Here is a 22,484-nt window from a genome sequence, read left to right on the forward strand (position 1 = left end):
CCCGTTGCCGGCCAGGGACCGATGTCGTGTTCACGACGTCGCCGAACCTCGCTAGAAGCTCCATCCGGCCCGGCATCGCGGAAACCGGCAACTAGACTTATCCGATGCCCGGCCGCGGATCGATGCCCCCTGCCATTTCCGTCGGGATCAGCACCGCGGCGGTGGGCGCCGCGCTCACGTTCACGATCTGGTGGTTCGCGCTGCGAACTCACAACGGTCAGCTGACGGACTGGATGGCCTTTGAAGGCCTGATCACTTTCCTGCAGCAGAACGATCTACGAGGGATCGAAACACTACTCGGCAGCCTTCGGATACTCGCTACGCTCATCTTGCTCCTGGCTGCCGCGCTGCTCGTGATAGCGCGGCGGCACTGGCTGGTCGCGGCGCAAGTGGTCGCCGTCGTGGTCGGGGCTAGTGCCACGGGCTCGCTCATGGGCCAGTTCAGCCCGAACTTCTTCCAGCCTCAGGCGCTGACGTCCTTCCCGTTCACCGACTCCGTCGACCTCATGACCGTATTGTTCGCATCCGCGGCGGTGGCCGTCATCATGGCCACCCGGCCCGCGAACCGTGCCGTCGTCGCGGTGCTGTGCGCGGGTCTCGTCGGCGTCCTGACGGCGGCTCAGCTCGTGTCGTACGCGCAACGGCCGTCGATGGGAATCATGGCGCTGCTGGTCGTCACCACGTGGACCGGACTCGTCGTCGCGGGTACGGCCATCGCCAGGCGCCGAGGGCTGAACCTAGCCGCCCCAGAGGGCCCACCTGCGAGTAAGGCGAACACCGCCGTCGGTGTCCTCGTCTTGGTGCTCTTCGGCCTGGCGGCGGGCGCGACAGCCGTGGTCCTGATGGTCCAGTGGCACGCCGGTTCGTTGCCGGCCACCGGTCGCTATGGATACGAGATCCTGTCCTTCCTCGGGCCGGCTCTCGCCGTCGGCGCCACCGCGTGCCTGACAGCCGCGGCCAACCTCGTCACGGTTCAGGCCGGCGGTCATATTCGTCCGGCTGGCGGACAGCCGGCTCACCCGGCCGGGCCGGATCAGACAGATCAGCCCGGACGCCCGGACGTTCCCGCTGGGCAACAGCGCGACCATGATCACCGGATGACGGAGACAACCTAGACGATCACCACGTGTATACCGCGTGAAGACCGGTCTGGCAGGGTGTAGTCATGGCTGAAGACACCCACAGATCCGTTTCCGTCCAGCGAATAGCCGAGAAGCAATTCATCGCCACCAACACACGGGGTGGAATGATCACCTTCGGCGAAGGCCGGGACAGCGAGTTCACCCCCGTCGAGCTGCTGCTCACCGCACTTGCCGGCTGCGCGGGGATCGACGTCGACACATTGACCAGCAGACGTTCCGAACCGGATTCGTTCACGATCGAAGCCACCGGTGACAAGATCCGAGACGACTCCGGCAACCGGATGGAGAATCTCGAGATCGTGTTCAAGGTCGAGTTCCCCGAGGGTGAGCGCGGCGACGAGGCGCGCAAGGTGCTACCGGACGCGATCGCGAAGTCGCACGATCGCCTGTGCACCGTCAGCCGCACCGTCGAGCTGAAATCACCGGTCAAGACTCGCAGTGAATGACCTGCTCAACACCATCACCGGCGGCATGGTGCGCTAGGTCGCGCGGCCCGGAACTCCCCGGCACCTCAGCTCACCACCGAGCCGGCAGCGATCGGCGCGCCATGCCCGTCCAGGCAGTTCTCACCGCTCACCCGCGGCAAACACCTGCTCGATCACCCTCATGTTCGCGATCGCGTCCTCCGGTGGCGTCGGCTGCGGCACACCCTCGCGGATCGAGGTAGCGAACAACTCACCCTGGATGCGGTACTGATCGGCCGCGGGAACGTGGAAGACCTCGATACCGGGCGACATCGGCGGGTTCCCGCCCGCGGTGTGGATGAGCCGGGTCGGCTGGTCGGGTGGGATGTTGAACGGCACTTCCACGAGTAGCCGTCCCTCCGAGCCCAGCAGATGTATCCGCTGATCAGGCTCGAGCTGGGTAGAGCACACGAACGACGTCTGCCCACTGCCGAAGGTCAACACCGCCGAGGTCAGGACGTCGGTTTGGAAGACCGGGTCACGATGGATCGCAGCCTGCACATCGCTCGGCTCACCGCCGAACATCATCCGTGCCACGTTGATCGGGTAGCACCCGATGTCCATCAATGCCCCACCGCCGAGTTCGACGACGTTGCGGATGTTGGCCGGGTCGGTGTTGTTGTAGGCGAAGATGCCCTGGATGGCTTTGAGCTCACCGATGCGCCCCTCCGCCACCAGCTCCCGGGCCCGCACCCAGGAAGGATGGTGGCGATACATGAACGCCTCCATCAACATGACCCCGGCATCCGCGCAGGCCGTGACCATCTTGACGGCTTCCTCGGAGCTCATCGCCAGCGGTTTCTCACACAAGACGTGTTTGCCCGCCGCCGCCGCGCGAAGCGTCCACTCCGCGTGCAGATTGTTGGGCAGCGGGATATAGACCGCCTCGATCTCGGGATCGTCCAGCAGTGCCTGGTAAGACCCGTAGTGACGAGGGATGCCGAGCTGCGCCGCGGCCTCGGCGGCACGATCACCATCTCGGGACGCGATGCCGTGGATCACACAGTTCTGCGCTTGCTGCATCGCGGGGATCACCTTCTTGGTGGCGATCGCCGCGACGCCCAGCACTCCCCACCGAACCGGCTCGGTCATCTTCGGCCCTCCATACGACGACGCTCCCGTTGCCGCACCCACCGTATAGGGCTCGCCACCGGCCGCCATTAGCCGTCGCACATATGGCACATCACGATCACGCCTTGGCGGGAACTAGAAAACGCTTTGGAAACGAGGGACCTTCGTCCCTTCCGTTGGCCCGCTACTCCCCCTAGGCTCGCCCGACGTCATCGTTCTTCAGGGCGGAGCCATGACAGACAACGAGATCGGTGGTTCATAAATACAAGCCACCGAGACCGGAACCGCAGGATGGGAGCAGATCACCGGCAAGGCGCTGGTACTGGCCGACGGCCGTCTTCGCCGCGTTGGTGGTAGGCGTCGGTTCCGGGACAAGAACTCACCGATGATCATGAACACTTCGTGACCACATTGGTCATGAAGTGTTCATGATCATGGGGAAGGGTGGGTGGCCATCACGTCGCGCACCGATTTGCGCATGCGGGATAGGTCCGCCTCGGACAGCGTTTCGGGCCGCTCGAACTCGGCTGCGACATGCCCTGGCGCCCGGAAGACCGCGACCCGGTCGCCGACGGTCAGCGCCTCCTCGATCGAGTGGGTGATGAAGACGCCGGTCTTGCCCTCATCTTTGACCAGCCGGAGGAACTCGCCACGTAGCCGTTCGGCCGTGAGTTCGTCGAGGGCGCTGAACGACTCGTCGCACAAGATGATGTCCGGGTTGAGTGCGAAGCAGCGTGCGATTCCGACCCGCTGGCGCATGCCCCCCGACAGCTCGTAAGGGTAGGCCTTCTCGCGCCCCTCCAGCCCCAGCCGGGCCAGCCAGTCGCGGGCGATCGCTGCGCGGTCGGATTTGGAAACGCCTTGATACTCGAGGCCCAAGGCCACGTTGTCCTGCGCATTGCGCCAGGGCAGCAACCGCCCGTCCTGGAAAACCACCGCGATCCGGCCCTTCAAAGCTTCGAAGTCACCGTGCGGATCCATACCTTGAACGCTGACGGTTCCCGACGACGCGGCGAACAGTCCGAGAAGGAGGTTGAACGCCGTTGACTTCCCGCAGCCGGTCTGCCCGACGATGGCCACCATCTCACCGCGGGACACGGCCAGATTCAGCCCGTCGAGCGCCTGCACCCGGGTGCCGTCGCCGGTGACGAAGACCTTGCTGACGTCATCGAACGTGATGACCGCATCCTGGCTCCCGCCCGCACACCCTCGGTGAGGCGCACCGCCTCACTCATCAGCGAACCACTGCCGCCTACTTGGAATTGTCCGGTATCGAACTCGGTGTTGTACGAGTCCGGTGGGCGCTGGACGAAGCTGATGTCCAGTCCGTGCTCGAGGTCGAAGCGTTGGTCGGCGATCACCGCGGGGAGAAATGCCCCGAGCGAAGGCGGCTGGAACGCCACGATCTCAAGCGGCGTGGCATCACCGGCCGCCACGTCGCCATCGCCGTTGCCGTCTGCACATCGGGCGCCCCGAACGGCGCACAGGTACCCGCCCGCAGCCCGCACACGTACCGCATCCCTTATGACACAGGCAGCGGCACGTATCGATACGTCTGGCTCACCGACCGCTCGTGGTCCGGCTCGTGCCGCCAGCTGACCCTCACCACGGACGACGGAGGCATCCACACAGCACGTTTCCGGTTCGAATGACCGTGGCCTGAGCCTATGCGAGCAAAAGCAGGCACTTGGCCGCCAACAGGGTGAATAAGAGGCAATTCAGCTGAGCTGGAGCCTTATCCAGCCTCCCGGAGCAGTTCTCGGATCATCTCAACGCTGTCAGACCCACCTGGCATGATTCGAACACATGATCTAAGAACGGCTCTCCACACGGGCTTACTTTGCCAGGATCGCATGCCTGGCGCAGCATGCCGACGGAACCTGACAGGGAGGCAGGGACGTGCAGCACAACCCACCCGCCTACACCTTCACCAGCACCGCCACCCGAGACGGCGTGTTCTGGATGGTCCAGTGTGACCAATACCCGTCCGTGCGCTCCAAGGTTCGGCTGCTGGCGCAGGGCGTACGTCATCAGCGATACGCCATCGCCGCACTCCTCGGCGTGCCGGAGGCTCGTATCAGCGTCGATGTCCGGCCGATCCTGCCGGCTTGCGCCGAGAAACACATGGCCCGGGCTCGTGAACTCCGGGCCGACGCGGCGCGGGCCAATCGAGCCGCGGCGGAGGAGTCCCGCGCCGCCGCGCGGGCACTGGCCGAGGCACAGCTGTCGCTTCGCGACATCGGCACCGTCCTCGGCATTTCGTTCCAGCGCGCGCACCAGCTCATCAACTCATGAAGGAGCCGCAGTGGAGACTGCATCCGTGAAACCCATCGGCGTCCGGCCGGGCGCCGCTCCGTCAGCCGTCGTTGCCGCACCCCAAGCCCTGGCCGGGCGCCACGAAGGTTCCTTTGCCGTGCACGGTCAGAATCAGGCCGCGCTCTCGCAATTCCACCATCGCTCGCCGCACGGTCAGGTACGCGACGCCGTACTCGTCGGCAAGGACCCGTTCCGATGCCAGCCGGGAGCCAGAGTCGAATTCGCCGCCCTTGATTCGCGCAGCGAGATGGTCCGCAATTGCCACGTAGAGCAGTTCGTGGCGCTCCGGGCCGAACACTGGCACGTCACTCATGTGCTCACTCTAGAGTCTGGCCGTTAAGAGACGTCATAGGAGCTATGCGGACTTATGCAAAGCTTATACTTGGATCATGGTCGTCACCCGACGGCAGGGGCACTTGCGTCAACACTCAGCGGGCGGCACAGGGGTGAACTTTACGGGCACGAAGCGATGGTGGGAGGGGCCACTGCTAGCCACGGCGTTTTCCGGCTCTCCGCAACTCCGGTTCATCAGCATCACCGCCCTGAGGCGCGGGTAGGGAGCACACATACATGCAGAATCTCTGTTACGGCTGCCTGGGCGAACACACAAGATGGCGCGGGCCGAAATACGGGTGGCTGTGCCTGCGGTGTTTCTCCGAAACCACCCAGCCGGCCGTTCAGGTGGCGAATGCAGGCGACGATGCGGGTGAGAAGCCGCCCGGTCCTCGAAACTTGCCAGTCGTCACCTGCACGGAGAAAGACAAAACCTGGACCCTGCACATCCTCGACCCAGAATCCGAGGAGGTCACCGAACGTCACAGCCTCGGCACCGACCTCGATCCGGAGCAAGCGGTTGACGAAGCCAAGTGGCTGCTCAGCAAGAAGAACTGGTCCGGCGCGCCGTACACGTCCTGACCCGGGCGGCAATCCGTGCCGTTCAGTCCACCAGCACCGTTCTGGCGCTACGCACCGTGAAGCCCTCCGATGCTTCGTAGACGAGCGGCTCGATATCGGTGATCGGCGGGATCCCCTCCACGGTCAGGGTGATGGTCCAGGTCGCAGTGAGTTCCACCCGCCCTTCCCCCGCGACGGTGAAGACGGCGCGCACCGGGTAGTGGTCGGGAGTGGCCACCGGATCGGTGCCGTCGTAGCCCCGCCCGGGGCCGCTGCCGGCCTCGCCATTGCTCCACTGCCAGCCAAAACTTGGCACCGCGTCCACCGTCCCGGGCAGTGGATTCTCGATGTCGAACCCCACCGCACCCGGATCAGGGGTGGCTGCCAGCACCGGAAGATTCACCACCGCGTTCACCGCCGGGGCGACATCGATCTCCGGGCGGGCGATATTCTCGTAATGCTCCTCGATGATCGTCGTAATCTCCGCCTCGAAGTCCGCCAGCGGAATCGGATCGCCCACCGTACTCACCCGGCAGATCCGTTCCCGGCCGGGCCACGGCTCCCACGTGTCCTCAACACTCTGCCGCCTGAACACCAAGGTGTCATACCCCATCGAATCGCCGGCCTCGCACAACGCATCGACGCACAAGACGTCGTCCTCCGGCCGATCCGGATGGTTCCTCCCGCACGTCACCACATAGCGAACCGTCCACACCACGCCTCCATGCACCTCGGTCGCCTCATTGCTCGAAGCCTCCGGGTAGAACGTGCGTGTCGCGCTGTCGTACCTGTATCCCACACCCCCACCATCAGGACAGGGCAGGGGGCGCCCGAAAGAATCGGTCCCACAATCCACCGCCCGGCTGGCCGGTGCAGCTGCAAATATAAACGCTATAACTAATAGCACACCCCAGAGATGCTTATTCAAGGAAGCACCTCGTCCTTAATTAGCACCCAACCATTCGGCGCATCATCCACAGCGTGGTAGATTACCTGCAGTTCTTGGGTACTCTCAAAGCGCTGAACGGAAACGCCATCCTCGTTGAGCAACCTCGCGTCGGCAGAAGAGGTTGTGGCAACAAAAATCACGACATTGCCATTTACGGTCAAGAGCTCGACGCCATCCAGCGTTCCTAAGTCACCTTCGTACGTTAGAGCATCCTTATGCACGCGTTCAGCCAATTCATAAACCGCTGCACAGGACATACATGTCTCGCTGAAATAGTCTCGACTTCTCACCAGCGCCTCTTCTGAGGTCCAGCTTTCGTTGACGAGATCGATGTATTCCTCGAAAAACTCGGTGATCTCGGCTTCCAGCGCTTCCGTGGGATCAACAGTCGGCTCGGCGGTTGTCTCGGGCGTGGGAGTCGGCTCGGGGGTGGCCGTGTCCTGGGGTGTTGACGTCGGGGTCGGAGCGGCGGCGGAATCGTCGCCCCCTGCACACCCCGAAAGCAACAGGGCGGCCAGCGCGGCAGCGACGAATACCGGCATACCCGACCCGGACCGGACCATTCGACCGCGCTGCACCCTGCGGTTGCCCGGTTCAGCCGCGGCGCCTTCTTGATCATGCATGCACGGAGAGTAAACGCTGCGGCATGCGGACGCCATCGGCTTGTCCACAGGCGTCACAAAATGGATATCGGGCTGTCGCCGGCCGGGTGATTCGCCCCGTATTGCCACAGGGCGCATTCGCCCACGAGGAGGCTGAGCGCGCTCGGCAACGCTTTAGTGCCCGCCGCCCATGGCCCCACCTATCGACAAATGGCGCGGCCCGGCACAAGGTGCGCCTTGCGTCAATGACTCGACGCGGCGAGACCGGCCCCGCCCCCACAACGCCTTCAGGACCGCGGCGCTTACTCACCCGATCACCTGCTCACGCCATCCGCTTCACCTGTAGCAATGCGAATCCGGTAGCCGCACCCACTCGCCGTACAAGCAACCGGCCCCGGCGCGCGCCCTGGCCATGGATGCCGCCACCAGCAACACCAAGGCGGAAAGGGCTTGCATGCTATTTGACCACCGCAGATTTATGTACTCCTTGAGCCCGTCCCTATTCGATGTTTTCTCGATCGCCCCGACCCAGCCATGAAGATCCTGCGGCGATTCACCGGGTATTCAAAATTCTTTTCGGTCGAAGGGGTTGCTTCCAACGTTTCAAGCCGTTATGTTCATCTCTACTCAGAGATGGGATGCCCGTCACGAAGCAAGGGGAGGAGGGCTCGCAGTCCGCTGCTGCCCTCAACATGCCTGGTCAGGTCGTTATCTGAGGCGCCGTCCAGGGCACGGAGATCGGCAGTGGCTTGGCCACACTGGCAAGAAAATAATTCTCACCAGGTCTGTCTGCCGCATCGCGCAATAGCGGCTTTCACAACGAAACAACGCTCCCAACCACGGAGACCGTCAGCGGCCCCGGTTGACTCATGACCTGAGATATACCCGGAGGTGAGTACCGTGCGAATATCAGCGACAAGGCCCGAAGAGTCCGAAACTGACGACGCGAGGGAAGGTACGCATTCCCCCACGTCATCCGTTCCGGCACCGGCCCGTCGCTCGGTCGCGGAGTTCACCGGCGTCAGCAAGAAGTTCGGGTCCGTCCAAGCACTCCACGAGGTAGACCTGCGGGTGCGGTCCGGACTCGTCTACGGCGTTCTGGGTCCCAATGGTGCCGGTAAGACCACTCTGTTGCGCGTCGTACTCGGCCTGGTCCGCCCCGACGCCGGCTCGGTCACGGTGCTCGGCCACCGTCCCGGGCAGCCGGGCGCGTTGGCTCATATCGGCGCGCTCATCGAGTCGCCCGCCTTCGTCCCTCATCTGTCCGGCCGAGCCAACCTCCGGGTGCTCGCCCGCGCCCGCGGTCTGCCCGACGACGAGGTAGCCCGCGTGCTGCGGGTCATGGATCTGCAGGATCGGGCCGACGAACGTTTCCACGGCTACTCGCTTGGTATGGGGCAGCGACTAGGTGTAGCCGCCGCACTCCTCGGCAATCCGCCGCTGCTGATCCTCGACGAACCCACGAACGGCCTCGACCCCCAAGGCGTCGCCTCGATGCGGGAATTCATCCGCCGGCTCGGCGAAGACGGCACCACGGTGTTGCTCTCCTCCCACCTGCTCAGCGAGGTGCAGCAGATCTGCGACCGCGTGGTCGTCATCAATCGCGGGCGAGTGATCGCGGACGACACAGTCACCGCACTGCGCGACCACTCAGGCACCACCGTTCTCAAGGTGTGGGTATCCCCCGTTGAACAGGCCGGCCAGGTCCTTGATCAACACGCGAGCGAGGCGGGGGTGACGCTGGTCGAAGACAGCGATGATCCGTACTGGCGGCTGGAGACCACACCCGAGACCGTCCCTGAACTGGTCAACGCACTGGTCAAGGCTGGGATCGCGGTCTACGAAGTCCGCCGTGAACGCCCCAGCCTCGAAGACGTCTTCTTCGGCCTGACGCGTGACGAGACCACCGACGCAAGCGTGCCGCCGGAAGGAGTCCAGCCGTGATCAACGCGTTCGCTTCCGAGACCACGCTCCTGCGCAACCGTCCGATGCCGCTGGTCGTAGGCGGCGGATGGGTCGCCATGGTGCTCGCCTTCGCCTTCGGGGTGCCGTACATCGTCTACTCCACGCTGGACCCCGTCGACGCGCAAGCGGATCGTGCCGACCTGCTCGACGCCCTGGTGCCAGCATCGCTGGACGCTACGTCGGCCAGCAGTTATCCGCTGTTCGGCGGCGCGCTCATGCTGATCCTGGGCGTGCTGATCACCGGGCCCGAGTATCGCTGGAACACGTGGACGGCCCGGTTCACCCAGGGCCCGAGCCGCACGCAGGTGATCCTGGCGAAGGTCGCCGCCGGAACCGTCGCGGTGTTCGTCATCGCGGTGGTTGTAGTTCTGGCGTCGGCGGCCGCATCGATGCTGATCGCCACCATCGAGGGCGAATCGCTGATCTTGCCACCAGCGGGTGACGTCCTGGCCTCGGTCGGCGCCGCCACGCTGATCTCCACAGCCTGGATGACCGTCGGGGCCGCGCTCGGGGTGATCTTCCGTGGCACCACCGTCGCTCTGGCTGTCGGCCTGTTGTGGACACTCGGGCTGGAGAACGCCGTCTCCGGGCTGGCCGGGATGTTCAGCATGCTCGAGCCGCTGCGAGCGGTTCTTCTGGGACCGGCCAGCGGATCGCTGGTGGCCAGCCTCGGCGCCCGCACCCAGGGCGACGGCGGAACCCCGGGCGTCGTCGATTACGTCAGCGCGCCTGTCGCCTGCCTCGTACTGGCTGCCTACATCGCGCTCAGCACCACGGTCGCGGTCGCCGTCATCCGGCGCCGCGACGTCACCTGAACCCCCACCCCCTGGGAGCCCCCGTGACTGCTCAGACCACCGCACCCTCGGTACCAACAACGACGCGCCCCCGGGTGCGTCAGGACGTGGCATTCCTCGAAACGCTCGACGGTGTGTACGTGCGCAGCCCGGACAACGCATTCGTCTTGCGCGGCGCCGGCGCCTATCGCTACCTGTCGGCCCTGCTACCGCACCTCGACGGATCCACCACACTCGACGATCTCGTGTCCGGGCTGCCCGAAGGGCACGGCGCCTCGGTGCGCTCGCTCCTCGGCACGCTCGCGGCCCGCGGGGTGATCGCCGACGGCCCGGATCTGCGGGAGTTGTACGACGCCGAGACCCGCAGCCGATACGCCAGCCAGCTCGCGTTGCTCGATCATCACGGCGACGACGGCACCGGCTTCGCGCGCGCCGTGAACGCCCGGGTCGCGCTCGTGTGCGACGACCACGCGGCGGCTGGCATGCTCGCCGAGGCACTCACGGCCAACGGCGTGGGCAGCGGCGGCGACGGATTCGTCCGCGTCGTCGACACGATCGATGTGAAGGACTGCTTGGTCGAAGGGCTCGATCTGGTTGTGCTCGTGGCCATCGACCGGCCGCACCCGAGCCTGCTCACCGTCGGCGATACCGCACACTGGCACGGCGCGGATTTCGTTTCCGTGGTCCGCGTCGGCGACCAGATCGTGCTCGGCCCCCACGACGACGCCACGACGACGGCCGGCGTCTCGTCCGCCCTGCTCCGCATGAGCGACAACGGCATCGCCGGCACCGAGGCGATCTGGCAGGCGGCGGGGCTGGGCAGCGAGCACAGTGTGCCCGGGCCCGCGCTGCCCGGTAACGCCGCCCCGATCGCGCTCAGTGTCGCCGGTTTCGAGATCTTCAAGATCCTCACCAAGGTGATCCCCAGCGACCTCACCGGCTCGGCGGTGATCGTGGATCCGCACCGGCTGACCGTGTCGACCGAGCCAGTACTCCCTCACCCCGCCGTCACCGGCGCGGACACCCCACGCGTGCTGGCGGGCCAGCCGGTCGGTTTCGAGGACGTGGAAGAACTCGACGATCTGGGCGCCGTCGATGTCGAGGAGGCTTACAAGCGGTTCGAGCGGGCCGTTTCCGCCACGGTCGGCATCATGCGCGAATTCGACGACGATGCCGTGGCGCAGATCCCGGTCAAGGTCGCCCGGTTGGACAGCCCGTCGGCGGCGACCGAGCCTATTGTGACTTTCGGCTCCGCGACCGTCCTCGAAACCCGGCTGGCCGCGCTGGAAGAAGCCGCGGCCCGCTACGCGCTCGCGATCCAGCGCCGCGTCCAGCTTCTGCCAGCGCCGGTCTCCGGCGCCACCAAGGTGCGCACCGAAGCTGTCCAGACGTGGCTCGGCGCGGAACCGGCCCGGCCGGCCTCGGTAGCCGCAGTCGATCTGACCGCGGGCGTCCCGCTGGCCGTCGAGCGGGCTGCCGTGCTGGCCGGACCGTGGGATGCCGATGCCGCGGTCTTCGAGCCGGCGCTGACCGGGCTGGCCGCTGGGCCATCGCCGGCCCATGCGGCCGGACGTGCCTTGGTGGACGCGGTGGCCGGGATAGCTGTCGGCGCCGTCGCCCGCGGTGAGCTCCCACTGCATCCAGTCGGTCCGGACGTGTTCAGCCAGCTCGAGCCCGAACAGCGCAAACACCTGCGTCTGCTGATCAATGAGATCGAACTCGACGGGACCAAGGTGGACCTGTTCACCGGCCGGAGTGTGCTCCCGGTGGCGGCGGTGCGTCTTCGCGACGGCCAGGACCACGCCGTCGCCCGGGCATCGACCTCCTGGTTCACGGCGATCCATGACGCCCTGCTCACCATCGCCGGTGCCCGCCAACTGGCCGAGGCGTCGGCTGATCCCCGGTACGGCCACCGGAGTGAGCCACCGGCCGGGCCCACCAGCCGCCAGCTGACAGGCATCGACCTCGGTGCCGCCATGGTCGGCGGCCCGGCGATCGAACTTCCCGAACCCGCTGCCCCCACCGGAATCCTGCTCGCCCTCAACGAGCAGGGCAGGAGGGCCGCGCTCGTGGATCTCACCCCACCGGATCTGGCCGGCATCACATCGGTCGCCCGGGTCCTGGTGTATCGCCACGGGCCGGCCCACGAGTGAAGGGAGATGTCCATGACGCAGACCGCGACCAGCCTGAGCAGCGAACTCCTGGCGCTGGAGACGGTCACCTTCGAAGTGGAGGAGATCGCCGACGTCGGCCAGGACGCGGCCGGCTGGTGCAGCTCTAGCACCAGCACATCGAGCTGTTCGTCGTGCAGCACGTCCAGTTGCTGCGGCTGTTCGAGCTGCAGTTGCAGCAGCACGAGCTGACAACGGCACCGCACTACCGCACCGTCCACGCGTAGTTCCCGGCAGTTCGCGGGACTCCCGTGCTCCGCCGCCACCCCCGCGGCGGACCCGCACTCATCGGGAAGGAGGTGACCACCGTGGCTCTCTACGACGAACTACTCGATCTAGAAACAGCGACGTTCGAGGTCGAAGACATCACCGATGTCGGCCAAGACGCAGCCGGCTGGTGCAGCTCTAGCTGCTCCTGCTCCAGCTGCTCGTCGTGCAGCACATCCAGCTGCTGCTCCACGAGTACCAGCACCGGCTGTGGCGGCGGCTGATCGCCGGCACCGCAAAGTACTCCGTCGCACGAAACGAAAGGAGGAAACATGTCGGCCAAGACACTCGGCATGGAGTTACGCGATCTCGAAGCGGTCACGTTCGAGATCGAGGAGCTCGCGGACCCGTCCATGGACATGGCGGCCAGCTCGTCGTCGTGCTCGTGCTCCAGCTGTTCGTCCTGCAGCACGTCCAGCTGTTGCAGCTGCAGCACCAGCACATCCAGCTGCGGCTGAGGGGTTCCGCGAACCTCTGAGCCGCTGAAGAAGGATGCTGCGGGCCACCGGATCTGGCCCGCAGCATCCCCTCCCAGTTTCCCCTATCCGGCGTGAGAAAGGCGTAAGCCGAATGACGACGTTGACGACACTCGACGCGCAGCTCGACCCGGGGACGAAGAGTCTGCTCAGCGACGTAGGCCAGCAGATCGCCATGCAGCTTTCGCCGCGCGCGGCCGCCGCGTGCCGCGCGCTCGACGTCGCGATGCTCGGCACTCCAGGGCGATCGGCTCGGCTCACCGTGCCCACCGCGGACGCTCACCACCCGCTGGCCACGGATACCGGCGACGACGCTACAGGTGCCAGCCGGGTCAGCGTTCGGCTGTATGCGGGCACCGTCGTCGTGGCCGCCACGCCCGGCGCACCCGGCCCGTGCCCCAGTTGCCTGGACCGCCGGTGGACAGTCTGCCGGCCCATGCTCGAACGACGTATCCTCGACGATCCCTACGGCGCGGTGGCCACGGACGCTTCGCCGCCGGGTCCACATGTGCTGGCCATCGCGGCTCGGCTGGCCGAAACGGCCGTCGCCGCCGAGCCCGGCGGTCCGGGATATCCGGTCTGGGAGATCGACACCCGCACCTCGTCGGTCAAGGCATTCGGCCTGATCCGGGACTCGTCGTGCCCGGACTGCGCCGACCCCTTGCCAGACACCGCAGAAGACGCCGAGATCCGGCTGCGGCCCGCGCCACCGGTGAAACCCGGCGCCAGCCGTACCAAGACCCCGGACGACTTGCGACTGCCCATGGACGCCCTCGCGAATCCGGTGTGCGGGATGCTCGGCGCCCCCGCCATGCGGGCCTACCACGCCACCGCCACCGCTCCGGTCAGCGGCCGGTTCCACGTGCGCAGCAAGTACGGACTGCACGAGATGTGGTGGAGCGGGCACGCGGAGAACTACCACCTCAGCGAACTCCTTGGAGCTTTGGAAGGACTGGAGCGCGACGCCGGGCAGCGACCCCGACGCACCGGGATCGCCCGTGTCGCCTCGGTGACCGACCTCGATGTGCCGCACGTCGAGATGGAGACCTGCGGCCTGTACACGTCCGATTTCTATGATCGCCACCAGGAGAAATACGTCCCCTGGACGGATAACCCGAGCATCCCGTGGGTATGGGGATGGTCGCTGCGCGACCGCCGGTCCCTCCTGCTCCCCGAGCAGATCGTCTACTACCTCGACCACCGCACCGACCACCGCAACACGGTCCAAGAGTGCTCCAACGGCTGCGCCTCCGGCAGCTCCGCCACCGAGGCGGTGCTGCACGGGCTGCTCGAGCTGATCGAGCGGGACGCATTCCTGATCTCCTGGTACAGCGGGCTCACCCCGGACGAGATCGATCTCGACACGGTGACTCATCCGCTCGTGCGGCAGATGCGGGCCCAGGTAGATCTTCTCGGCTTCGACCTACGTTGCTTCGACATCCGCCAAGACCTGCCGGTTCCCGCCGTCGGCGCCGTCGCCGTGCGCCGCGACGACGGCTTGGGCACCCTGTGCTTCGCCGGTGGCGCCTCGCTGGATCCCGAGGACGCGGTCCGGGCCGCCGTCTGTGAGGTCGCGTCCTACGTGCCGGGCTTCGCCGATCGAGTCGCCGATTCACGCGAGCACCTGGAACTCATGACCACCGACTACCGGCACGTGACCGAGCTGTCCCACCACGCGCTGCTGTTCGGCATGCCGGAGATGGCACCACACGCACAGCACTGGCTGCGCCAGGCCGAACAGGTCGCGATCGATGAGCTGTACGCCGACTGGACTTCCGGGCGCCCGCCAGTGACCGACCTGCGGCAGCCGGTATCGGAGATCGTCTCGTTGCTGGCCGAGCGTGGGCACGACACCGTGGTGGTGGACCAGACCACGCCGGAACAGCAGGACATGGGTCTGCACACGGTCGCGACGGTGGTGCCCGGGCTGGTGCCGATCGATTTCGGCTGGGCCCGTCAGCGCGCCCTGACCCTGCCGCGGACCCGCTGGGCGCCCTACCGGGCCGGGCACGCGACGCGGCCCTTGACCTCCGACCAGCTGCACCTCGTGCCGCACCCCTTCCCGTAGGAGTTGAGCGCCGGTGAACACCACGGACCAGATCCACGAACACGGCCACGGGCATCACCATGACCACACACCCGCGCACAACCCGCCCGCGAACCCGACCCCTGAGGCCGAGCCGGACATCGTGCTCGACTACGCACGCCGGATGTTCGAACGGCAGCGGGTTCCGTTGCCGCCCTACGGCTTCACCGTCGACTGGTCCGATCAGCCGTCGCGCCACAAGCTCTACCAGGGCGTGACCCGGGTGCCGCTACCGTCGCCGTTCGACCGGATGCCGCGGGTCAGCCTCGACGCGGCGGTGACGGCGAGCCGCGCGGCCCACGGCGACCTCCTCCCGAGCCTCGACGTCTTAGCCGCCGCGCTGGCCTGTTACGGCCTGACGGGACGCCGTACCCAGCCGAACTGGAACGAGGACAGCCGCCGCAAGCTCCAGACCCAGAACGCCGTCTGGGCGCGGCCGACGCCTTCCGGCGGCGGCATGTATCCAGCCGAGACCTACCTGGTGACCGGGAACGACGCCACGCTGCCGGCCGGTGTCTACCACTACGCCACCGCGCACCACGGCCTCGACCGGCTCGCCGTCGGGTCGCATGTCGAGGAACTCGCCCAGGCGAGCGGCGTTGCCGCCGGGATGTACCTGGTCGCTTCACTGCGATTCTGGAAGAACGCGTTCAAGTACAACTCATTCAGCTACCACGTGGTCACCCAGGACATCGGTGCGCTGCTCGCCTCGTGGCGGCTGGTCCTCGGCGCGCACGGGATCGCCGTCGAGCCATTGCTGTGGTTCGACGAAGCGGCGGTCAGCGACCTCATCGGGATCGACGGGGTCGCGGAAGCGCCGTTCGTCGTCGTTCCGCTCGGGCCCATCGCCCAGGCGAAAGATGTCACGACGCCCGGCACTCGAGCCACCCCGCTCGAACCACTGATCCGCCGCGATACCCGCAGGTCCGAACCACATCAGGTGTGGGAGAAGTCCCGGCGAGTGCGCAGTTTCCCATTGGTGGAAGAGGTCCACGCGGCCACGCTGGTCGGCAGCCTGCCTCGCCCCGGTCCCGCCGACGCTGTCGCGGGAGCCCTACACGCCGTCACCAGCGACGACGGTTCCACCGTGGTCACGCTGCCAGCGGCTACCAGCCAGGACGGCGACCTGGATCTCACCTCGAGCCTCGGCGCCAGACGGTCCAGCTTCGGCGCACTCTCCGCAAGCCGCCCGCTGGACCCGGCCGATCTCGGCTGGATGCTGGCGATGACCAACCGGCTGGCGGGCACCGGCACCGACGTCGCCCCCGCGCCGCGGGCACATCCCTGGATCCGGCTGCGGATCATCGCCAACCAGGTCGACGGGCTGGAGCAGGGCGGCTACGTCTACGACGGCCACCGGCACCGGCTGTCCGACGCCCGACCGGTGGACGGCGCCGAACTCCAGCGCTACTACGCCCTCACCAACTACAACCTGCGCGAAGCGGCAGTGGTCGTCGTCGTCACCGGCCAGCTGAAGCCACTCGTGCGCACCTACGGCGGCCGCGGTTACCGGATGCTCAGCATCGAGGTCGGGCAGAGCGCGCAGGCTCTCTACCTGGCGGCGGCCGCTCGCGGGCTGGGTGTGGGAGCGGTGCTCGGAATCGACAACCTTGCGGTGGACGCGATGCTCGGTATCGACGGCACCGACGAGACGAGCATGCTGTTCATCCTGCTCGGCCACGAGCGAGGCCCACGAGCCGGCTACGACCATGCCATCCGGTACCCGGCCAGGGCGCATACAGATTCCCCGAGCAAGGGAGCCGTCTCTCATGACTGAACTTCTCGATCGCGCCGCGAGCAGCCGGGCATCCGGCACGTCGGTCTGGCGCTTCGGCCAGGGCTATCTGGTTCGGGTCGCCGGCCAGCCGGCCGGCAGCGTCGCCGCGCTGCGTACCGAGAACGCCGTGGAATGGGCCGAGCGGGTCTTCGAACTCGAGGCCGCCCGGGACACGACAGCCGCCGACCTGTGCGCCAGGCTCGAAGAGCTCATCGCCACCACTGGAGCCGCCGATCCCGGGCGGGTGGGCCTGATCAACCTGCGCCGCGATGTCTTCAACGCCCGTCGCCCCCGCGCCGGCACCGTCGCCAAAGCCGATCCGCTCCTGCCGCCGGACACGAAGGTCTTGTTCGACGAGTGGACCGCCACCGTGGCCACGCTGCGCGAAACCCTCGACGCCGGCGGCGAGATCCTGGGCGCCGACATCACCGCCGCCCGCGAGCGTGCCCGTGCCGCCGTCGCCGGTGACGATCTCCGCAGCGCTGTCCTTCTCCAGTCCGAGGTTCTGGAGAAGAACATGGACCGGTACGTCGACGCCAAGCGCGCTGGCAAGAAGGCCAAGCTGGACAAACACGGCCGGCAGGTGGAGCGGACCCTCCTCGAGCTGCTCTATCGGGCGGCGCTGAAAACCAGCCCGTTCAGCACCCTGACATCGGTCGGGATGGGCCGATTCTCGTCGCAAACCGACCGGGTCCGCCCGGAACCGGCGTCGCTGCGCCAGCATCCCACCGTTCGGCTGAACGTCGCCGTACTGGCCCGGCTGGCAGCGGTGATCCTGGCCGATCCGGAGCTGCGCTCGTCGTTGCACGTCACCCTCGCGCCCGGAGCGAGCGCCGAGGGCGATGCGATGCGCTACGTGCGGCGGCGCACGTCGGCCGGTGCCGACCCGGACGCCGTCGTCGCCATCGACAGCGTCCACGAAGACCTGTTCTTCCTGCCCAGCGGCCCGGCACTGGACGACGTCGTCGGCTTCACCCGGGAGCGGCGGCCACGGCTGAGCGAGCTCGCCGGCCAGATCACCGCGGCCTCGGCCACCCGGACCCCGCAGGAGGTGGACCAACTCCTCGGCCACCTCCTGCGGCTGGGCTTCCTGCTGGCGCCTGACCTGCAGATCGACCTGCGCGCGGCCGATCCGGCCGTGCCGTTCGTGGAATCCTTGCGGGCACAGCCACACCCGGTGCTGCGTGACGTCGGCGCGCAGCTGGCAGAGGTCCAGGCGCTGGTGGAGCGCTACCCGCGGATCACCGCCCGGCAGCGGCGTGACGTGCTGACCAGCATCCGCGACCTCGTGACCGAGTGTTTCGCCGGTGTCGGCGCCACCCCGGCGCTGGTGCCGCGCACGGTGATCTACGAGGACACAGTCATCGCCGGAGACGGGCTGGATGTCAGTCGCGACACGTGGGACGCATCGATCCTGCCCGATCTGGCCGACGTCGCACGTATCCTCCCGGCCTTCGACCTCAATCTGCCCCGGCGGCTGACCGCGACGGGATTCTTCCGGGCCCGCTACGGGGCCGGCGGCAGATGCGACGACGTCGTGCGCTTCTGCCACGAGTTCCAGCGCGACTTCTTCTCGCCGTACACCCAGCGGGCGATGCGCCGCCGCCAGTTCGACGACGACAACGCCTTCGTGCCGCAGGAGAACTGGTTCAAGCTGCCCGACATCGCCGCCGTAGACGAGGCGCGCGAGGCCGCGTCGCTCCATCTGCGCGACCTGCAGGCGTCGTCGGGAGCCACCGATGAGATCCGGCTGGGGCCGGAGTTCGTCGACGCTGTGACCCGGCACCTGCCCCCCGACGAGCGGGTGGCCCAGCCGTGGTCCTTCTTCGTCCAGCTCGCCACCGGAGAATCCGGGCCGGAGCCGGGCCGGCTGGTGCTCAACCAGGCCTACGCCGGAATGACGCTGATGTTCTCCCGGTTCGCCCACAGCCTCGACGCCGCCGGGGTGGGGGCCAGCGAGCTCATCCGCGAGGTCCTGGACGACTACGCTCCGGACGGTGCCGTTCTCGCTGAACTGCGCGGTGGCTACGAGACCACCAACCTCAACGTGCACCCGGGCGTGACACGCTACGAGATCGTCTGCCCCGGGGACGCCAGCACCCGGCCACCGGACGAGCTGATCTCCCTGGAGGATCTCGCGCTGGTGCACGACGCCGAGACGGACCGGCTGACTCTGGTGTCCGACCGGCTCGGCTGCGAGGTCATCCCGATCTACCTGGGCTTTTTGATGCCGATGGCACTGCCCGAGGTGCAGCAGGTTCTCATGTGTCTGTCCCCCACCGGGATGGCGCAGATAGACCTGTGGGCCGGAACCGGAGAACCGGTGCCGGCCGAGGGCATCACCATGTATCCGCGGCTGCTGCTCGGCGAACTCGTGCTGCAGCGGCGGATGTGGAAGCTGAGCACCGATGCCTTCCCCTTCCGGGATCCGCAGCGCTCCGAGGCCGAGCATTTCCTCGAACTGCACCGCTGGCGACGCCGCCACGGCCTCCCGGAGCGGCTGTTCGCCCAGGTAGACGCCGCTGCCGCCCGAACCACCGCCGACGACGGCGACGCGGCGGACACCGGTGACGACCCTGCGGGTGCCGGCGGGCCGGAACGCAAGAGCGGCCGCAAACCGCTGCCGGTTGACTTCCGCAGCTGGGCCTCGCTCCAGCTGTTCGAGCAGATGGCGCTGGGGGCGTCGTCGCGCATCGTGCTGACCGAGCCGTACCCGGACCTCGACGGGTTGTGGCTGCACGACGAGCACGGCCGGCCCCACGTCAGCGAACTGCTGGTCGAGCTGTACCACACCGGGAGGGATGACCATGCCTGACGACCGATGGGTCGCGCTGCACGTCTTCTACGCCAGCGACGCCAACCCGATCATCGTGGAAGCGGTGCGCCCGCTCGTGGCGCAGCTGCGCGAGGAACAACTGATCAGCGGCTGGTTCTTCATCAAGTACTGGATGGAAGGCCCGCATGTGCGGGTCCGGTTCAAACCGTCGTCGCCGGAGCTGCGGGAGGAGGTCACCCAGCGCGCAACCGGCGCACTCGAAGAGTTCCTGCGCCGCCGGCCCGCGCTGTACGACACCGACATCGACGGCCTCAGCGACCTGTACAAACGGATGTACCTGGCCGAATACGGCGAGGACAGCTGGAACGAGCGCTACGGCGACGGCGAGATGCCCTTCCGGCCGAACAACAGCGTCGTGCTGATGCCGTACGAACCCGAGCACGACCGGTACGGCGGCCCTGGCGGGCTCGAGATAGCCGAATGGCACTTCGAGCACTCCAGCGACATGGTGGCCACCCTGCTGGCGACCTCGAACACCCACGTTCGCCCCGTGCTGCTGGGGCTGGCGACCCAGCTGTCGCTGATGACCGCCTACACGTTCCTTCCCACCGACGACGCCGTGCGGCAGTTCTTCCAGCGCTACCGCACCTTCTGGGAGACGTCGTACCAGGAACCCTCCGACGACTACCACGGCTCGTTCGACAAGAGCTTCGACCGCACCCGCGACACCCTGGCGCCACGGATCGAACGGATCCGCGCGATCACCGGCGCGGCCGGCGACGCCGGGGCCGGGCTGTCGAATATCGAACAGCGCTGGCTCACGCACTGCGCCGAACTCCGGCAGCGGGTGCTCGACGCCGCCGCCCGCGGTGACCTGGTGTTCCCGTCCCGGCAGGGCGATGGCCGGGCGGCCATCGACGATCCGGAGGCACTGGCCACGGTGCTACTCAGCTCGTACATCCACATGACCAACAACCGGCTCGGGGTTGCGATCCTGGACGAGATCTATCTGTCCTACCTGGTAGAACGGGCGCTGGCAAGCGAGTCAGAGCTGATGGAGACGGCATGACTTCCGTCAGCCACCCCAGCCCCACGGCGGACTGGCTGCATCAAGCCCGGCCGAAGATCCGCGATGCCGTGTACGTCGGTCCCGCCCTCATGAAGGGTGACGCGCGGGTGCACGTCGTCGGCGACCGCGAGACCCAGGCGTACCTGCGAGTGGGGCCGCGCGAGGCGTTCCTGATGCGGCACCTCGATGGGCGGCGCAGCCTGGCCGACATCGGTGCCGTATACGCCGAGCAGTTCGGCAAACGTCTCGCCGCCGAACACTGGCAACAGCTCCTCGGCATGTTGTACGAGCGCGGCCTGATCGAACCGGCGACCGGCGATCAGCTCGACGCCATCCGGGAACGAGCTGCCGAGGCGCGGCATCAGAGCGGACGATCACCGCTGCTGTGGCGGATGCCGGCTCGTGGCCTGGCCGGCCGGGTACCCGCCGTCGCCCGGCGGACCAGCTGGCTCCTGCACCCGGGCGTCGCGGTGCCGCTGACCCTGCTCGGCATCGCGATCGCGGTGTTCACCGCGCTGAACTGGTCCTCGATGTACGACGCCCTGGCGGCCTCACCCACGCGGTGGTCGGTGTCGGTCGTCGCGTTCGTCGTCATCTGGCTGGTGCTCGCCTGCCATGAGTTCGGCCACGGCGTGGCCTGCTACCGCTATGGCGGGCGGCCCACCGAGATCGGCATCATGTGGCGGTTTCCGTTGATCGCGCTGTATTGCAAGGCCGACGACGCCGTCACGTTCCGTCGTCGTTCGCATCGGGTGGCAACAGCGTTCGCCGGCGTCTACGTGAACCTGATCGCACTGGTGCCCTTCGCCGCATTGTGGTGGCTCGGCCCGCAATCCGGCTGGTGGCACGGCTTGGCCGGGGCACTGCTGTTGATCGGCACCGTGGCCACCGCGGCGAACCTGGTGCCGGTGTTCCGGCTCGACGGTTACCACATGCTCGAACACGCGCTCTCGGCCATGAACCTGCAGGGCGAGGCGTTCCGGTTCGTGGGGGCCTTCCTGCGGCGCGGGCCGGCCGGCGTCTCGACGTACCCCTCCCGCGCTCGAGTCATCTATGTCGGCTACGCCGCGCTGGCCATCGGGATCATCGGCACGGCGCTCGTCTTCCTGGTGCGGCTCTGGTACCAGACGCTCGCCGACCTGGTGGGGGCAACGGGGGCGGTGGCGATCTTGGTGGGTGAAGCCATTCTGGTCGCGCTGCTCATCGCGTGGGCCATACGCTGGCAGCAGCGTCGCAAGCAGGCGGCATGAGGCGGCGCGCCGCCCGACCCGAACGCCGGTTGCCCGGACGAGTTGAGGAGGCAAAGTGGGTCTGGAGTTGATCCTCGGGCTGCTCTTCATCGTGCTGCTCAGCAGCGGCGGCTGGATCGTGTGGGGCGTCATCCAAAGCCGCCAGCGCGCACACGAGCTGAAGGTGCTGCGCGAACGCGAGGCCACCGAGCGGGCCCGCCTGCAGATCGAGGCGGATGAGCGTATGCAGGAGCGGGCCGACAAGATCTACCTCGACTCCGTGCGTCGCCACACCGAGCTCGAAGAAGAGCTACCCGAGTCGCCCGAGCGGCGGCGCAGCGACCGCTGAGCCCCTGGCCCTCATGATCATTGTGCACTTTTGGGTGCCCTGGCACCTAAAAGCGCACAATGATCAAGGACGACGTTGTCGTAGCGA

21 protein-coding genes are annotated in these 22,484 nt (G+C 67.1%); 16 read left to right on the top strand and 5 right to left on the bottom strand.

Translation table 11 applies throughout. The features are described from left to right. Positions 1–104 precede the first annotated feature (104 nt). On the top strand, positions 105–1,115 hold the full coding sequence (locus F7O44_RS24085) for a hypothetical protein (RefSeq protein ID WP_162452856.1): 1,011 nt from the start codon (positions 105–107) through the stop codon (positions 1,113–1,115). Positions 1,116–1,165: 50 nt separating this feature from the next. Further along, a complete protein-coding gene (locus tag F7O44_RS24090; RefSeq protein ID WP_162452857.1) occupies positions 1,166–1,588 on the top strand; it encodes an OsmC family protein in 423 nt (140 codons plus the stop codon). Between the two features lie 120 nt (positions 1,589–1,708). Here F7O44_RS24090 and F7O44_RS24095 read toward each other — a convergent pair whose 3' ends face one another. Beyond that, positions 1,709–2,698, bottom strand: a complete 990-nt coding sequence (locus F7O44_RS24095) for a Gfo/Idh/MocA family protein (protein ID WP_162452858.1) — start codon at positions 2,696–2,698, stop codon at positions 1,709–1,711. 411 nt (positions 2,699–3,109) lie between these two features. Beyond that, on the bottom strand, positions 3,110–3,805 hold the full coding sequence (locus F7O44_RS24100; protein ID WP_222851646.1) for an ABC transporter ATP-binding protein: 696 nt from the start codon (positions 3,803–3,805) through the stop codon (positions 3,110–3,112). 128 nt (positions 3,806–3,933) lie between these two features. On the opposite strand from F7O44_RS24100, the gene F7O44_RS24105 reads away from it, so the two are divergent. Continuing rightward, the gene (locus tag F7O44_RS24105) at positions 3,934–4,329 is read left to right on the top strand and encodes a PxKF domain-containing protein (protein WP_162452859.1); all 396 of its coding nucleotides are present in this window, start codon (positions 3,934–3,936) and stop codon (positions 4,327–4,329) included. A 247-nt stretch (positions 4,330–4,576) separates the two neighbouring features. Beyond that, a complete protein-coding gene (locus F7O44_RS24110; RefSeq protein ID WP_162452860.1) occupies positions 4,577–4,972 on the top strand; it encodes a hypothetical protein in 396 nt (131 codons plus the stop codon). 61 nt (positions 4,973–5,033) lie between these two features. On the opposite strand, the gene F7O44_RS24115 is transcribed toward F7O44_RS24110, so the two are convergent. Then, positions 5,034–5,306, bottom strand: a complete 273-nt coding sequence (locus F7O44_RS24115; protein ID WP_162452861.1) for a GntR family transcriptional regulator — start codon at positions 5,304–5,306, stop codon at positions 5,034–5,036. Between the two features lie 257 nt (positions 5,307–5,563). Between F7O44_RS24115 and F7O44_RS24120 the strand changes: the two genes are divergently transcribed. Continuing rightward, the gene (locus F7O44_RS24120) at positions 5,564–5,908 is read left to right on the top strand and encodes a hypothetical protein (RefSeq protein ID WP_162452862.1); all 345 of its coding nucleotides are present in this window, start codon (positions 5,564–5,566) and stop codon (positions 5,906–5,908) included. 22 nt (positions 5,909–5,930) lie between these two features. On the opposite strand, the gene F7O44_RS24125 is transcribed toward F7O44_RS24120, so the two are convergent. Both F7O44_RS24125 and F7O44_RS24130 read right to left on the bottom strand, forming a co-directional pair. Further along, the gene (locus F7O44_RS24125; RefSeq protein WP_162452863.1) at positions 5,931–6,686 is read right to left on the bottom strand and encodes a hypothetical protein; all 756 of its coding nucleotides are present in this window, start codon (positions 6,684–6,686) and stop codon (positions 5,931–5,933) included. A 125-nt stretch (positions 6,687–6,811) separates the two neighbouring features. Beyond that, positions 6,812–7,459: a hypothetical protein gene (locus tag F7O44_RS24130; RefSeq protein WP_162452864.1), complete on the bottom strand. Its 648-nt coding sequence runs from the start codon at positions 7,457–7,459 to the stop codon at positions 6,812–6,814. An 879-nt stretch (positions 7,460–8,338) separates the two neighbouring features. Between F7O44_RS24130 and F7O44_RS24135 the strand changes: the two genes are divergently transcribed. The 11 genes from F7O44_RS24135 to F7O44_RS24185 all read left to right on the top strand — a co-directional run bounded on the left by F7O44_RS24135 (position 8,339) and on the right by F7O44_RS24185 (position 22,397). Beyond that, positions 8,339–9,382: an ABC transporter ATP-binding protein gene (locus tag F7O44_RS24135; RefSeq protein ID WP_222851647.1), complete on the top strand. Its 1,044-nt coding sequence runs from the start codon at positions 8,339–8,341 to the stop codon at positions 9,380–9,382. Continuing rightward, positions 9,379–10,218, top strand: coding sequence for a hypothetical protein (locus F7O44_RS24140; RefSeq protein WP_162452865.1), 840 nt, complete (start codon positions 9,379–9,381; stop codon positions 10,216–10,218). The genes F7O44_RS24135 and F7O44_RS24140 overlap by 4 nt, the downstream gene beginning before the upstream one ends. A 23-nt stretch (positions 10,219–10,241) precedes the next feature. Further along, on the top strand, positions 10,242–12,350 hold the full coding sequence (locus F7O44_RS24145) for a hypothetical protein (protein WP_162452866.1): 2,109 nt from the start codon (positions 10,242–10,244) through the stop codon (positions 12,348–12,350). A 12-nt stretch (positions 12,351–12,362) separates the two neighbouring features. Continuing rightward, positions 12,363–12,560 (top strand): thiazolylpeptide-type bacteriocin, encoded by a 198-nt coding sequence (locus F7O44_RS24150; protein ID WP_162452867.1) that lies wholly within the window; start codon positions 12,363–12,365, stop codon positions 12,558–12,560. 368 nt (positions 12,561–12,928) lie between these two features. Further along, positions 12,929–13,093 carry a thiazolylpeptide-type bacteriocin gene (locus F7O44_RS32420; RefSeq protein WP_484549600.1) on the top strand — a complete coding sequence of 55 codons (165 nt, stop codon included), beginning with the start codon at positions 12,929–12,931 and terminating at the stop codon, positions 13,091–13,093. Between the two features lie 112 nt (positions 13,094–13,205). Next, positions 13,206–15,179, top strand: a complete 1,974-nt coding sequence (locus tag F7O44_RS24160; RefSeq protein ID WP_162452869.1) for a TOMM precursor leader peptide-binding protein — start codon at positions 13,206–13,208, stop codon at positions 15,177–15,179. Positions 15,180–15,192: 13 nt separating this feature from the next. Continuing rightward, positions 15,193–16,974, top strand: coding sequence for a SagB family peptide dehydrogenase (locus F7O44_RS24165; protein ID WP_162452870.1), 1,782 nt, complete (start codon positions 15,193–15,195; stop codon positions 16,972–16,974). After that, a complete protein-coding gene (locus F7O44_RS24170; protein ID WP_162452871.1) occupies positions 16,967–19,789 on the top strand; it encodes a lantibiotic dehydratase in 2,823 nt (940 codons plus the stop codon). Before F7O44_RS24165 ends, F7O44_RS24170 begins: the two co-directional genes overlap by 8 nt. Beyond that, positions 19,782–20,819 (top strand): thiopeptide-type bacteriocin biosynthesis protein, encoded by a 1,038-nt coding sequence (locus tag F7O44_RS24175; RefSeq protein WP_162452872.1) that lies wholly within the window; start codon positions 19,782–19,784, stop codon positions 20,817–20,819. The genes F7O44_RS24170 and F7O44_RS24175 overlap by 8 nt, the downstream gene beginning before the upstream one ends. Continuing rightward, on the top strand, positions 20,816–22,069 hold the full coding sequence (locus tag F7O44_RS24180) for a M50 family metallopeptidase (RefSeq protein WP_162452873.1): 1,254 nt from the start codon (positions 20,816–20,818) through the stop codon (positions 22,067–22,069). The genes F7O44_RS24175 and F7O44_RS24180 overlap by 4 nt, the downstream gene beginning before the upstream one ends. Before the next feature lie 55 nt (positions 22,070–22,124). Further along, complete coding sequence (locus tag F7O44_RS24185) at positions 22,125–22,397, top strand: hypothetical protein (RefSeq protein WP_162452874.1); 273 nt, start codon at positions 22,125–22,127, stop codon at positions 22,395–22,397. Positions 22,398–22,484 lie beyond the last annotated feature (87 nt).

Source organism: Phytoactinopolyspora mesophila (assembly GCF_010122465.1).
GTDB lineage: Bacteria > Actinomycetota > Actinomycetes > Jiangellales > Jiangellaceae > Phytoactinopolyspora > Phytoactinopolyspora mesophila.

Bases quoted from the DNA above. Each gene is read 5' to 3' on its own strand.
- F7O44_RS24085 (WP_162452856.1), top strand. From the start codon at position 105: ATGCCCGGCCGCGGATCGATGCCCCCTGCCATTTCCGTCGGGATCAGC.
- F7O44_RS24090 (WP_162452857.1), top strand. From the start codon at position 1,166: ATGGCTGAAGACACCCACAGATCCGTTTCCGTCCAGCGAATAGCCGAG.
- F7O44_RS24095 (WP_162452858.1), bottom strand. From the start codon at position 2,698: ATGACCGAGCCGGTTCGGTGGGGAGTGCTGGGCGTCGCGGCGATCGCC.
- F7O44_RS24115 (WP_162452861.1), bottom strand. From the start codon at position 5,306: ATGAGTGACGTGCCAGTGTTCGGCCCGGAGCGCCACGAACTGCTCTAC.
- F7O44_RS24120 (WP_162452862.1), top strand. From the start codon at position 5,564: ATGCAGAATCTCTGTTACGGCTGCCTGGGCGAACACACAAGATGGCGC.
- F7O44_RS24130 (WP_162452864.1), bottom strand. From the start codon at position 7,459: ATGCATGATCAAGAAGGCGCCGCGGCTGAACCGGGCAACCGCAGGGTG.
- F7O44_RS24150 (WP_162452867.1), top strand. From the start codon at position 12,363: ATGACGCAGACCGCGACCAGCCTGAGCAGCGAACTCCTGGCGCTGGAG.
- F7O44_RS32420 (WP_484549600.1), top strand. From the start codon at position 12,929: ATGGAGTTACGCGATCTCGAAGCGGTCACGTTCGAGATCGAGGAGCTC.
- F7O44_RS24160 (WP_162452869.1), top strand. From the start codon at position 13,206: ATGACGACGTTGACGACACTCGACGCGCAGCTCGACCCGGGGACGAAG.
- F7O44_RS24170 (WP_162452871.1), top strand. From the start codon at position 16,967: ATGACTGAACTTCTCGATCGCGCCGCGAGCAGCCGGGCATCCGGCACG.
- F7O44_RS24175 (WP_162452872.1), top strand. From the start codon at position 19,782: ATGCCTGACGACCGATGGGTCGCGCTGCACGTCTTCTACGCCAGCGAC.
- F7O44_RS24180 (WP_162452873.1), top strand. From the start codon at position 20,816: ATGACTTCCGTCAGCCACCCCAGCCCCACGGCGGACTGGCTGCATCAA.